Origin of the sequence: Brasilonema bromeliae SPC951, assembly GCF_012912135.1 — a bacterium.
GTDB lineage: Bacteria > Cyanobacteriota > Cyanobacteriia > Cyanobacteriales > Nostocaceae > Brasilonema > Brasilonema bromeliae.
This window is the reverse complement of the sequence record NZ_QMEB01000096.1, coordinates 7,358-20,851: the sequence shown is the minus strand read 5'-3', so window position 1 is coordinate 20,851 and position 13,494 is coordinate 7,358. Positions and strand designations below refer to the sequence as shown.

Annotated in this window: 11 protein-coding genes and 1 pseudogene; 7 read left to right on the top strand and 5 right to left on the bottom strand. The window is 43.2% G+C overall.

Annotation, left to right across the window (positions count from 1 at the left end; all coding sequences use genetic code 11):
* The first annotated feature begins 152 nt into the window (after positions 1-152).
* Positions 153-1,148, top strand: coding sequence for a CAF17-like 4Fe-4S cluster assembly/insertion protein YgfZ (gene ygfZ, locus DP116_RS13805; RefSeq protein WP_169155731.1), 996 nt, complete (start codon positions 153-155; stop codon positions 1,146-1,148).
* 27 nt (positions 1,149-1,175) lie between these two features.
* Here ygfZ and DP116_RS30185 read toward each other — a convergent pair whose 3' ends face one another.
* The 5 genes from DP116_RS30185 to DP116_RS13780 form a co-directional block, all read right to left on the bottom strand.
* A complete protein-coding gene (locus DP116_RS30185) occupies positions 1,176-2,207 on the bottom strand; it encodes a DUF5331 domain-containing protein (protein WP_169155730.1) in 1,032 nt (343 codons plus the stop codon).
* A 71-nt stretch (positions 2,208-2,278) separates the two neighbouring features.
* Entirely contained in the window at positions 2,279-2,608 is a 330-nt protein-coding gene (locus DP116_RS13795) for a (2Fe-2S) ferredoxin domain-containing protein (protein WP_169155729.1), read from the bottom strand.
* A 215-nt stretch (positions 2,609-2,823) separates the two neighbouring features.
* Complete coding sequence (locus DP116_RS13790) at positions 2,824-4,452, bottom strand: dolichyl-phosphate-mannose--protein mannosyltransferase (RefSeq protein WP_169155728.1); 1,629 nt, start codon at positions 4,450-4,452, stop codon at positions 2,824-2,826.
* 229 nt (positions 4,453-4,681) lie between these two features.
* Complete coding sequence (locus tag DP116_RS13785) at positions 4,682-5,887, bottom strand: argininosuccinate synthase (RefSeq protein ID WP_169155727.1); 1,206 nt, start codon at positions 5,885-5,887, stop codon at positions 4,682-4,684.
* A gap of 149 nt (positions 5,888-6,036) precedes the next feature.
* Positions 6,037-7,014, bottom strand: coding sequence for a cation diffusion facilitator family transporter (locus DP116_RS13780; RefSeq protein ID WP_169155726.1), 978 nt, complete (start codon positions 7,012-7,014; stop codon positions 6,037-6,039).
* Between the two features lie 277 nt (positions 7,015-7,291).
* Here DP116_RS13780 and DP116_RS13775 point away from each other — a divergent pair, with 277 nt between their 5' ends.
* From DP116_RS13775 to DP116_RS29285, 6 genes and pseudogenes are all read left to right on the top strand, one after another.
* Positions 7,292-7,963 carry a PEP-CTERM sorting domain-containing protein gene (locus DP116_RS13775; RefSeq protein ID WP_211173261.1) on the top strand — a complete coding sequence of 224 codons (672 nt, stop codon included), beginning with the start codon at positions 7,292-7,294 and terminating at the stop codon, positions 7,961-7,963.
* A 355-nt stretch (positions 7,964-8,318) separates the two neighbouring features.
* Complete coding sequence (locus DP116_RS13770; protein ID WP_169155725.1) at positions 8,319-9,407, top strand: glycosyltransferase family 2 protein; 1,089 nt, start codon at positions 8,319-8,321, stop codon at positions 9,405-9,407.
* A gap of 219 nt (positions 9,408-9,626) precedes the next feature.
* Positions 9,627-10,427, top strand: a complete 801-nt coding sequence (gene rpsB / locus DP116_RS13765; RefSeq protein WP_169155724.1) for a 30S ribosomal protein S2 — start codon at positions 9,627-9,629, stop codon at positions 10,425-10,427.
* Between the two features lie 396 nt (positions 10,428-10,823).
* Positions 10,824-11,768 (top strand): translation elongation factor Ts, encoded by a 945-nt coding sequence (gene tsf / locus DP116_RS13760; protein WP_169155723.1) that lies wholly within the window; start codon positions 10,824-10,826, stop codon positions 11,766-11,768.
* A gap of 301 nt (positions 11,769-12,069) precedes the next feature.
* The gene (locus tag DP116_RS13755; RefSeq protein WP_169155722.1) at positions 12,070-13,089 is read left to right on the top strand and encodes a primosomal protein; all 1,020 of its coding nucleotides are present in this window, start codon (positions 12,070-12,072) and stop codon (positions 13,087-13,089) included.
* Positions 13,090-13,170: 81 nt separating this feature from the next.
* A pseudogene (locus tag DP116_RS29285) lies at positions 13,171-13,494 on the top strand (ATP-dependent DNA helicase RecG); the annotation flags it as partial.

Sequence of the window (13,494 nt, the reverse complement as noted above, 5' to 3'; positions counted from 1 at the left end):
GGGAGGTTTTGGCGTCAGCCAAAGCCGGGGTGGGGTTCGGTGGTGTATTGCAACGAAGTCAGAAGCGCTATAAATTAAGTTACAGTATCTCACCCATATTTGCTAAGATTTTCAATGCTCACAACCTAGCGGCAAACTGTGAAGATATAACTATGTCTACATCTGCCATTGACACCAACAACGCAGCAGCAATCCAAGCGGTACAAGAGGGAGTTGCTGTGTGCGATCGCTCTTTTTGGGGACGGATCAAAGTTTCTGATGGCGATCGCCTCCGCTTCTTGCACAACCAAAGCACAAACGACATCCAAAGCCTCAAGCCAGGACAAGGCTGTGACACGGTTTTTGTGAATTCTACCGCCCGGACTCTTGACTTGGTAACAGCATACATCCTGGAAGATGCCGTGTTGTTGCTGGTTTCGCCAAACCGTCGCGAGTTTCTCATGCAATGGCTAGATCGCTACATCTTCTTTGCTGACAAGGTACAACTCACGGATGTCACTGACGAAACTGCCACCATTAGCCTTATTGGATCACAAAGTGATGCTGTTGTAGAAAAGCTGGGGGCTGCAGCAATTATCGGTCAAGCTTATGGTAATCACATTTCCATCCCCTCAGTTAGTGGGGGTTTGATAGGCGTTGGTAGTGGTTTGGCTTCCCCTGGCTATACTCTGATTTTGCCTGCTTCTAGTAAACAAGAAGTTTGGAGCAAAATTCTGGAAGCTGGCGCAGTTCCAATCAGCGATTCTAATTGGCAAATGTTACGAATATTACAAGGACGTCCAGCCCCAGAGCAGGAACTCACCGAAGAATACAATCCCTTGGAAGCGGGTTTATGGCAGACTATTTCCTTTAATAAGGGATGTTATATCGGACAAGAAACCATCGCCCGACTCAACACCTATAAAGGTGTTAAACAGCACTTATATGGGATTAAATTAAGTGGTTGTGCTGAACCAGGAAGTGTGATTACCATTGGCGATGAAAAAGTTGGCAAACTGACGAGTTACACCAAAACCCTTGATGGTGACTTTGGGCTTGGCTACATCCGCACCAAAGCTGGTGGTGCAGGTTTAAAAGTCCATGTAGGAGACGTTGAGGGCGAAGTCGTAGAAATCCCGTTCGTTTCTCACGACTACCCGCAGTTTTGATCAGTCATTTCATGGAACGAAACGCGTTTAATCTCTATCCCATCCGACACCTTGGCAAGAGTCATCTATCCAATTGGCTAAACGAGTAGTCCTAGCAGGTGGTGGGTTAACTTGATGAGCAAGATTTTTGTGTGGAGTTGTCACAAGCCTACTTTTACTTTCCACCTTGTTAGCCAGGGCAATAAATGAAACACCAGATGAAACAGCTTTGCTTTCCATTTCCCTAGGAATGACAGCAGTCGATGACACAGATTTACTTTTACTTTCCCCATCAGAAGCAACAGCAGTCGATGACCTGGGTCTACTTTTACTTTCTCCATCAGAAGCAATAGCAAGCAATGATCTGGGTTTGCTTTTACTTTCCATCCGTGTAGGAACGTCAACAGATGGCGCGGATTGACTTTTGCTTTCAATTTCGGTTTTTGAAAATGCGACCAAAGGTATAAACTGGCTTTTGCTTTCCACCAAAGTGCTAGCAGCCGTTATCAAAGCCATAGAGTTGCTTTCCTTCTGAATGCTAGCGACTTCAAGAGATTGTAATGATTGACTGAAACTTTTCTCCTGATTAGCAGTTGCAGCAAAAGTCAAATATTTACACTCGCTGAGTGTTTGAAAAGGAACTGCGGTAGTTACTGCAACAGATGGTACAGGTTTGCTGTTATTTTCTTTTATTTCTTTTTCTTCTTTTGCTGTGGTAACTATATTGGGAGTTACAGACTGATGGTTGGGAAATGTCTGGAGAACAGACTCACAGTTCACCTCGCTTTGGGCTACAGAATCAGCCGATTCTACTAAGTGTAACTGCTCCTCAGGATTAAAGTTAAGACCCAAAGCTACAATAATCTGATCTGGATCGTTGTTGAGTTCGCAAATAAAAGGCAAAACTTCTTCAAGCTGTGGCTCTAAAGCAGACAAAGCTGCCAAAATAAAACCAGAGGAAGGGCGACGTTGAGCATCGTAAGTTCCCCAAACTCGCATTTTTCCCAACCACGAACGATTCTTGTAATAGTAACTTATCCACTTAAGTTTCAAAGACTGGCGTAGCTGCTGAATATTCATAATGAGATGTCCTGGTTCGGTCAAAAAAAGTACAGATCTCTATAATCGCTATAAATTGTTAAAAATCAACATTATCCCTGCGGATGAAACCGATGATAGAGCATCTTTGTCACTCTTTGACCACCGCGTAAGTGCTGTTCTACCAGTAGAGGTACTTCACTTGGGTGAACACCACTGTACCAAACCATATCAGGTAGCACTAACACCATTGGTCCATTACCGCATTGTCCCAAACAGGTACTACCAGTGATAGTTACTTCAGGAGTTGGTAACGCTTCAAAAGCCGCTAACACCTTGACTGCACCTTGCTTGCGACAAGTGCGATTTTGGCAAACACGTACGCACTTAGGAAAAACAGGTGACGTTACTGAAGAGTCAGATGAGCAAGATATATTTTCCATTTGTTACCTTCTTATACCCTTTCACTTTAATGTTGATACAAGTAGGCATCAAAAAGATGTGGTCAACACTCTTGATCGCGGGTTGAATTCCGCACTATAGCGTCCACTTTTTGGGGAGTGATCTTAAATCATTTGTGAGCAAAGTTGATCACCGACAACTTTTAAAGGAGTCGGGGATCTGTGGCTTTCACTGAGTTGTTGTTAAATTTCTAATTCTAAATCCAAGAATTAAACCACATCCGCATTGGTCTATATTCAAAATTTGAAAGAGGTAAACCTAAATAAATAGGCATCCAAAAAATAAAAGCACTCACAATAATAAAGGTAATAGTCACACCAACAGCGCGGAGTGGAATATGATAACTACGTAAGCACTGATCCACAAGCCAAGCGATCGCTAAAAATGCAAACACCACACCCGTCATATAGTGGTAGATAAAAACGCAACGATTTACTCTTACCCAAGGCAGTAAATTAGCAATATAATTGATCACTATATATAAGGCAATCCAAGTATCAACACTCAATGTCCTTGGAGGAGAAAAGCGTTTTTGCCTGACCAAAGGAATGAGGAATCGCCACACCAGCGTTCCAACTAAAAATAAAAGCGCCGCAACGCCAAACCACCATAAAAACGGATTGCCCATTGCATGGACATCGTAAATGATTTTCCCCGCACCTGCTGGCAAAGGAGGTCCCATAACAGGTGGTGGTTCCTTAAGACTTTGTGCCGTTTGGTAAAAATACGCCATTGGTCGAGTCATCAAGGGCCACTTATACCAAGCAGCACAGTAAGGATGCACCTTAGGAGTATTACCACCAAGACGTTCATGAAACAGTAAAATTTGCTTGTGTAGTTCTAGAAATCCATAGCTTGTATTTAAGAGTAAATGAGGTATCCAAATTAAACTGTAAACTATTAAAGGGAGAAAACCGAAATAAATAATAATGTGAATTAGATGAAGTTGAGTTAATTTTTGCAATGGCGTTAGATTGACCTGTCCATTATTATTGGAAGATTCCGAACTGACATTTTCCGGAAAATTTTTCTGTGTACTTGTCCCAAATAAGCCAGAGTTAGACAGGGTTAAAAAAGACAATGAAGAAATTTTTGGACTGCGTTTTCTTCCACTTCTGGTCTGGGGAGGATGAGAAATAAATTCTTGTTGAAGTTGAGGCGAAGTTTCGTTGTCAACAAAGCTGAAAGATTGCCACCAGCGAATTCCCCAAGCTAATATCCAGAGGAGGTAAGTCCCTAGCAAAAACCACAAACCATTCCACTTGGTAGCAGCTGATGCACCAAAAGCGATGCCAGAAAGTATTAACCAAAACCTGCGTTGTTGTCTTTGTTTTGCTAATGCCAATAAGAAAAACCACTGTCCCAGCAATCCAAAGATGACAATATACTGGTTGATGAGGGCATAGCGAGATTCTACAAGAAATATGCCATCACAAGCGGTGAACAAACCAGCAAGTAAAGCAAAACCACGACGATAACTTATCTGATAGGCAATGGCGGCGACTATTATAGGGATAAATGAACCAGAAAAGGCATTCATCCAACGGTAAGCGACGGGTGACATGACTGAACCAGTAAACCCATTCACCTCATCTTGCCAAAAGGGAATATGGCTACCAATCCAAATCCCCAGTGCAATCATATACTTACCTAGTGGTGGATGACCATCAAAAAATGGTGTATGGGTAAGGTAATTATTACCAAATTTAGCGTAATAAACTTCGTCAAAGACAAAGGTGTTAAATCTTCCCAATCCCCAAAATCGCAAGGCGAGTGACAGCAAGAATACACCCACGATGCCAATCCGAAACCACTTTTTATTCATTGGTCACTAGTTCTTAGTCAATAGTCAACCTTTTGCAAAAGTGATATTCCAATATTTGGAACCACAGATTAACACAGATTAACACAGATAAATCAACTCCAGACTTGCACGCCAGTTGCACTCCATAAGGGAGTTGGGTCAAATCTAGAAAAATCCGGGCGAGGGTTGAACTCTCGCCCGGATTTTTACAGGTTTAATCAAGGGGCATACAACCCCTACAAACCATAATTTATCTATCGTTTTGGTGTTGTGACCAAATGCGCGTTGGTAATCCCCAAACGTAAATAAAACCTTCTGCTGCCTTATGGTCAAATTTATCTTCAGCACCATAGGTTGCTAAGTCGGGAGTGTAAAGAGAATTTTCGGAACTACGCCCAACTATGGTAGCGTTGCCTTTAAATAATTTCACCCGCACAGTTCCAGACACTCGTTCTTGTGTCTTTTGAATAAAGGCATCCAGTGCAGCTTTCAAGGGACTATACCACAGACCGTTGTAAATTAATTGACTGTAAGTCTCCTCAATTCCACGCTTATAGTGGGTGACATCTGCTGTCAAAGTCAGGCTTTCTAAATCGCGGTGTGCCTGAATTAACACGATCAAAGCGGGAGTTTCATAAATTTCCCGCGATTTGATACCTACCAAGCGGTTTTCTACCATGTCGATGCGCCCAACACCGTGATTTCCAACCACCTGGTTCAGTTGTTGAATCAAATCAACTGGGTTGATGAATTCGCCATTAAGGGTGGTAGGAATTCCTCTGGAAAATCCAATTTCAACGTACTCTGGTTTGTCGGGACTGTCGGCGATCGCCTTCGTCATCAAATAAATTTCTTCTGGTGGTTCCACATTGGGATCTTCCAGAGGACCTGCTTCAATACTCCGACCAAGCAAGTTACGATCAATGCTGTAGGGAGACTTTTTCTTCACTGGCGAGGGAATGCCATACTGTTCCCCGTAGGCGATGGTTTCCTCACGACTCATTCCCCATTCTCGCGCTGGGGCAAGTATTTTGAGATTGGGGTTAAGCGCAGCCACGGAAACATCAAAGCGCACTTGGTCATTTCCTTTACCAGTGCATCCGTGAGCGATCGCATCCGCACCGTATTTTTCTGCCGCTTCTACTAAAGCTTTGGCAATCAACGGACGAGCAAGGGCAGTACTTAGAGGATAGCGATTTTCATAAAGAGTATTTGCCTGAATTGCGCGAAAAGCGTAGTCTTTCACAAAGTCCTCTTTGACATCCACTACCAGCGATTCACTGGCACCTGATTTCAAAGCTTTTTCTCTGACAGGTTCTAGTTCATCCCCCTGTCCTAAATCTGCTGCTAGAGTGATCACTTCTTCCACACCCCATTCATGCTTGAGGTAAGGAATGCACACAGAGGTATCTACACCACCAGAATAAGCCAAAACTACTTTCTTTGCGCGACCCATTTATCTCTCCAGTTAGCAAAACTCAACAATGAGTCACTATTATCTAACCTATTTCGGTGTATTTTTCAACTCAAGGATTTAATCATAATCTGTTCATATTCTCAACATTTTTGATTACATGACCGATTATTGGAAATTTTTTCTTGTTATTATTTCTTCTCTAGGGATAGCATTGAAATTAAATCTTGCTTGAACAAAGGATGAATTGGCATTGCTGCCAAAGACTTAGGCTTAGTAAGTTGTAAAGTTATCTGATTGACGCCAAAAGTTTGCTCCAGATGAGTTTGTAATTGCCCGAGTAGGCGATCGCGTTCTTCAACAGTCGCACAATCCACACTCAGATGAGCGCAAAGCATCACCTGTTCTCTGGTTATTCTCCAAATGTAGAGTTTTTCCACCTGCAAAACCTTCGGAAAAGATTTCAGAAAAACTTCCACCTCAGCAGGGTTAATTGATTTTGGTGCGTACTCCAAAAGAATTGAGAGACTTTCTCGGACAAGCGGCAAAGCACTTAAACCCATAAAGCCAGCAACTACTAAGCTAATAGCTGTATCTGCCCACAACCAATTCCAAAGGTGAATCACAACAGCAGCAACCATCACACCCACAGAACTAGCAGTATCAGCGATGATATGAAGCAAAGCACCTCGTAGATTTAAGTCGTCATGTGAGTGGGGATGCAGCAAAGTTATGTTGAGCAAATTGACGATTAAACCTAACACGGCGATCGCTAACATGGGCAAGCCTGAAATTTCTTGTGGACTTTGAAAGCGGTGAATTGCTTCCCAACAAATAAAAATAGCAATCACAAGCAAACTTAATCCATTTACCAAAGCCGCCATAACTTCAATCCGGCGATGTCCAAATGTTGCCCTCGCAGTAGCAGGTTGCTGTGCTAACCAACTAGCTAACAACGATATTCCCAAAGCTGCAATATCAGAAAGAATGTGTTCCGCATCTGCCTGTAGAGATAAACTTCCGCTCCACAAACCGACACTCCACTCAGCAACAAAAAACCCAGCAAGTAAACAAACAGTGATTGATAAAAGCTGAGTTTTTCGACTGTTTTGATTTGTTTTGACCGAATTATCTAAACACCTACAGTTGCAATCTTGCTCTAAAAGCATGATCCAAGTAACCCTATGTAAATTACATTTTTAGCATGAATAATGCCCACAAATTAGCTTACGGTGGGCATTGCTAGACAACTGACGTTTTCTATTGCAGTACGTTTCCTACTGTGTATTAATTAGTACTTTTATTCGTTTAACTAAAATTCACAATGACTTTACGACTGCTTTATAACAAATTTATTACGTTTTTCCTCATTATTACGTAAAATTAAGTTAGGCAAATTATTTGTTTATACTCAGTGTCTTCTTAACATAGAATATAGGGTAAATTATGCTCCGTTCACGCATCAAATGGTTTATACCAGTAGCTTTAGCTTTCGGCGGTTTTGGGTTAAATGTGCAAAGCGCGAGCGCACAGCAGACTACCTATAATACCTATGAATTTACTACTAACTATAAGACATCAGTCGAGATTAACCCGTTCCTACCAGAACAGAACATTCTCAGGGCAACTATCACAGGAGAAAATGCTGATGCTCCTTACGGATTGACTAAATTTACTAGTAATACTTATGGACAGTCTGAGCCTCGTGGAGCCAACACATTTACCAGATTCAATTCAGATCCAACCGTATTTGGCATAGAAGGCAAAGTACTTGGCGACATATACTACGGTGATGGTTCCAATAAGTTATTTGGATTAGCAAATGACAGCGCTGAAATTAACCCGATTGAAGGCACAATTAAGGGTGCTGGTACTATAACAATCACTAGTGGAACAGGTATATTCCAAAACGTCACAGGCAAAATAGATTTTACTGAGGAGGACAAACTTGCTCCCCCAGGAAGTCCTTCTATAGGTAACGCTATCCTGAAATTCTCCTTGCGGACTCCTCGCGCGGTTCCAGAACCAACAGCCACTCCAGCATTAGTTGGCTTGGGTATACTTGGGGCAGGTTTTCTGCTACGCAAACACCGTCGGAAAGCGACTTTCAACAGATAAAAACTGCTTGTTGTACCACAACACTTATTTCAACCACCTCTAAACCGAAAAGGACTGGGGTGGTTTCGCTTTAGGGAACAGTGCTGTAGTCCTTAGTGTCCTATCCTGAAGGTAGACTAGCACGCTCGTTTTTTTATTTTGAATTTTGAATTTTGAGAGAAGTTTGAGCGGTGAGTCCAGCCCCCGTCTTGGCGGTTTCCGTCACGTTCGCGTAGCGTCTTTGCAGGAGTTTGGGGGACTGGCGAACCCGGAGGGAGGTTTCCTCCGTAAGCGCAAGCGCACGCGGTTTGGGCGTTAGCCGTAAGGCGTCGTGCTGTTCCCTACGCGCAGCGTCTGGTGAAGGAGATTCAAATCTATGCCCAGAGGGCACGCTGCGCGAACGGTGATTTTGAATTTTGAATTGTTTAGTGTTGTGGGTGAGACTGTGTTTTTTAGCGTTGTTATTCCAACTTATAATCGCAAGCCAATTTTAGAAAAGTGCCTCAGAGCTTTGGAGAGACAGAAGCTTTATGATGTAGAGACGTTGCATGCAACGTCTCTACAAGGGGATGCAACGTCTCTACAAGGGGATGCAACGTCTCTACAGGGGCATGCAACGTCTCTAGAAGGTTACGAGATTGTCTTGGTGGATGATGGTTCCACTGATGGCACATTGGAGTGGTTAGAAGCCCACAAAGACGAGTTTCCCCATGTGAGAACGTTTTGTCAAAACCATACTGGACCAGCAGCAGCGCGTAATTTGGGAGTAGAAAAGGCATTAGGGGACACTATTATTTTTATTGATAGTGATTTAGTTGTGACGGAGAATTTCCTGCAAGCCCATGAGTCAGCGCTGGTGCAAGGAAAGGAAAAATTGGGGAGCGATCGCTTCTTTACCTATGGTGCAGTCATTAATACTTGTAATTTTGACAACCCCACTTCTGAGCCATACAAAATAACAGATTTCTCCGCAGCTTTTTTTGCCACAGGAAATGTAGCCATCCCCAAGCATTGGTTAGAGAAAGCTGGACTTTTTGACACTCGTTTTCAACTCTATGGTTGGGAAGATTTAGAACTAGGTGTCAGACTCAAAAATCTTGGGTTAAAACTTATCAAATGTCCAGATGCTGTCGGCTATCACTGGCATCCACCCTTCAACTTACAACAAGTACCTCGCTTGATTGACAAAGAAATTCAGCGTGGACGTATGGGAGTGTTGTTTTATCAAAAGCATCCTACTTGGGAAGTGCGAATGATGATTCAAATGACTTGGTTGCATCGCTTACTTTGGGGAATTCTATCATTGAATGGCATCCTCAACGAACATACAATGGCACCATTTTTGCAATGGCTAATTGATTTAGGAAAACCACAGTTAGCTTTAGAAGCTGCTCGAATTTTTCTTAACTGGTATAACGTCAAGGGCGTTTATCAAGCTTACTCCCAAATGCAAAAGGCAACCTGAAAAGAAACTCTGGGGGCATCGGCTTTGTGCTTGTACAGGTGTAGTAATTTCCTCTTTTAAATGTTGTATTTTCTCAACATTTTTAATTCCCCAATAGCTGCCACAAGTATGTTACCTTAGTATGGTTCATTAATCTCGCACATTCAGGAGTACGTCGGGTGTTTCCTGATTTTGGAAATACGCCTGAATGGAGGTTTAACCCGAATAGGAGTAAAAAACATGGCTGTTGTTTCATTGGCTCAAATGATGGAGTCTGGGGTTCACTTTGGGCATCAAACCCGTAGATGGAATCCAAAAATGTCTCCATACATTTACACATCTCGTAATGGAGTACACATCATCGACTTGGTGCAAACTGCCCAGTTGATGGAAGAAGCTTATACATACATGAGGTCACAAGCTGAGGCGGGCAAGAAATTCTTGTTTGTTGGTACCAAACGGCAAGCAGCAGGAATCGTTGCCCAAGAAGCCGCCCGTTGTGGTTCTCACTACATTAACCAGCGTTGGTTGGGTGGAATGCTCACTAACTGGGCAACTATCAAAACCCGCGTAGATCGCCTCAAAGATTTGGAACGTCGGGAAGAAAATGGCGCTCTCGATTTGCTGCCAAAAAAAGAAGCCTCAATGTTACGTCGGGAAATGACGAAGCTTCAGAAATACCTGGGTGGGATTAAAGCTATGCGGAAAGTTCCCGATGTGGTCGTGATTGTAGACCAACGGCGGGAGTATAACGCAGTGCAAGAATGCCAAAAGTTGTCAATTCCCATTGTGTCCATGCTGGATACTAACTGTGACCCAGATGTCGTAGATATTCCCATCCCAGCAAATGATGACGCCATCCGCTCAATTAAGTTGATAGTAGGCAAATTGGCGGACGCCATTTATGAAGGTCGTCACGGTCAATTGGATGTAGAAGATTACGAAGATTACGACGGCGCAGAGGACGACTACGACTACGAGGAAGGCGAACGCGATTACTCTGACTTGGGGATTCCCAACGACGAAGAAGAAGAACAATAATTGCCTGCTGAGTCTTGAGTGTTAAGTGCCGAGTGCCGAGTAAGATAGTAGTACTCGGTACTTAGTGGTACTTTCTATTCATGAGTCTCTAGCCGCAGGTAAAATCCTAAGTTAGTGCTAAATGCTGAGGCAGTGCGGGGGTGAAGCAGCGCTCTTGGTAGGGTTTCCCGACGAGGGAAGACTGCTGAAAGGGTTCCCCGGCATAAGCAAACTGCCGTATGCGCAAAGCGCACGCCCAGAGGGCTAAAGCCGTCAGGCGAAGGCAGGCATACCCGGAGGGTGAGTTCCTTTGACTTAGTACTCAGAACTCATTACTCAGGACTTTCTTAAAACTCAGAACTCAAAATTTTATTTGAGAGCAATTAAAACTGTCAGTGAAGTAGGAATTGAGGCAACATGGCGGAAATATCTGCAAAAATCGTCCAAGAGCTACGTCTGAAAACAGGTGCCGGCATGATGGACTGCAAAAAGGCACTAAAAGAAAATGATGGTGACATAGAAAAAGCCATCGAGTGGCTGCGACAAAAGGGCATCGCTAAAGCCGATAAGGGCGCAGGACGTATTGCGGCAGAGGGTCTGGTAGATACATACATTCAACCAGAAGGTCGGGTTGGTGTGCTCATAGAACTCAACTGCCAAACTGATTTTGTTGCCCGTAACGAAGATTTTAAAGCCCTCGTTCAAAATCTGGCGAAGCAAGCAACCACTGCTGAAAGTGTTGAATCTTTGCTGGCTCAACCTTACATTGAAGATGAAAGTGTTAACGTAGAAGATTTCATCAAGCAAACGAGTGGTAAACTTGGTGAAAATATCCAACTGCGTCGCTTTACCAAATTTGAACTGGCAGAAGACACAAAAGGGGTAGTAGACAGCTACATCCACACTGGCGGTCGAGTTGGTGTGTTAGTCGAACTGAACAATCAGAATGATTCAGTGGCTAATCCTTCAGAGTATCAAACTCTGGGACGGAATGTAGCCATGCAAGTTGCGGCTTGCCCAAACGTTGAGTACGTGAACGTAAACGAAATTCCCGCTGAGGTTGCCCAAAAAGAAAAGGATATTGAAATGGGGCGGGATGACTTGGCAAACAAGCCCCAGAACATCAAAGAAAAGATTGTTCAAGGACGAATTGAAAAACGTCTACAAGAAATGAGTTTGCTAGATCAACCTTATATTCGCGATCAGAGTATCACAGTAGAAGAATTGATTAAGCAAAACGCCTCAAAACTGGGCGATAGTATCCAAGTTCGTCGCTTCGTTCGCTATATCCTGGGCGAGGGCATTGAAAAGCAAGAAAGTAACTTTGCTGAAGAAGTCGCTGCACAAATGGGCAGCAAGTAATTGAGTCGTTTGTCATTAGTTCTGGACAATAGACTTGGGACACAAGATGATTCCAAGACAGGTCAAGCAAGCTTAGCTGACCTGTTTTTCATTCAAACTGAGCTAAATTTCAGGTTTTCTACTGGATGATTAAAGTCAAGAAAAATGACTACTATTGAGCGAACGTTACTATAGATTAAAGTCTCTATCCAAAATTCAATATCCAAAAGCCTAAAATTCCAAAATTTTTTGGGTGGTTATTTGAAAATCCATAAATACATTTGTACCATAAAAAGCTCCAGATGCATGATAGCAAGAAGATATGGCGAAAGCAATCGAGCAAATTGAACGGGAGATTTTAGCATTAGAGGAAGCGATAGAGGCGATCGCAAAAGAACTCCGAAACGCCTACACAAATTATCTAACTGCCTTGGGGCAAACCGTACAGAGGCAGCTGATTCTGGCGACTTATCACCTGTGTACCCAAGGGTATCCTGAAACCTTTTTGAGTTTGTCATTGAATCAGCGGCAACAATTGCAACAAGCCATTCGTAAGTTGGGTCAACAAACAGCCCAACAGTTGCAAGATTTTATCAAGACTGAACAAGAGCAGCAGAAGGAAGCAGCGGAACAACACAAGGAAGACGAGGAAATTGATGAGGATGAGGAAGATGAGGAAACAGATAAACCCTCTTCTCCTACTCCCATAACTCTACCCACTTCTCCCACTTCCCTAACTCCCCTAACGACTTCACCCACTCCTCTAACTCCCTCAGGTCCGGTAACTCCCTCAACTCTCCCACCTTCCTCAACTCTCCCACCAACGCTTACCTCCTCAACTTTATTCTCTTTATCCTCGCTGCAAAGCGTGTCCTCTTTTCCAAACACCTCTAACCCTGTAGAACTAGTAAAATGGCAACAGAATATAGAGAGAGTGACACAAGAGAAGCTCAAAAGAGTTTCTCGTGAGGCTAATCTTCGCTTACAAAAAGCAGGGATCTTACCTAAGAAATTACCAGAACCGATTTTAGAAGCAGCTGCAGCCGCTGCATCAGAAGCATCTGGTGAAGTGATGCCAGGACCCCCCAACCTATTAAACTTGGTGATTGAAATTGACAATGAGCAGGAATCAGAAGACTCTAACTTGACACAAATCATGGCTATTAATCTGCGGCTTGGGGAAATTGAGTTTGCTGATCCGACACTCTCGTCTTATCGCAAGCAGATTCACACTGTCTTACTGAATCTCCGTAGACGAGGGCAAGAGTATCAAAAACAACAGCGGGAACGTTCAATTGCTCAAGCTGAAGCAGCATGGCGTGCTATTTGGTCTGAGGATTAGTGATCTGTTCTTTGTCCGAAGTCAAATGACTAATGACTAATGACTAATGACTAATGATTAATGACTAATGACTAATGACTAATGACTAATGACAAACCAGATTGGATACGATTACAGAAAGCTTTGGCAATAGAAGCAGAAAAAGGCTTTGCTGATTTGCTGGGTAAACAATACCGCTTCAGTGAGTTTCTTACCCTGACTTTTGGCAAATTCCCCATAGGCTTACCTGGTATTGAACGTCGTCGCTGGCAAGAATTGGCAGCTGAATTTGCTAATTATCCCAATCTGGAACTGGAAGATAGACAACACTTAGTCGCAGAGACTCGTAGGTATCTCTACCAAGTTCAGCAAGTGGTTGAAGAGGGAGGGGAAGCTTCGGAAGCAGGGGAAGCAGAAAAGCAGGGG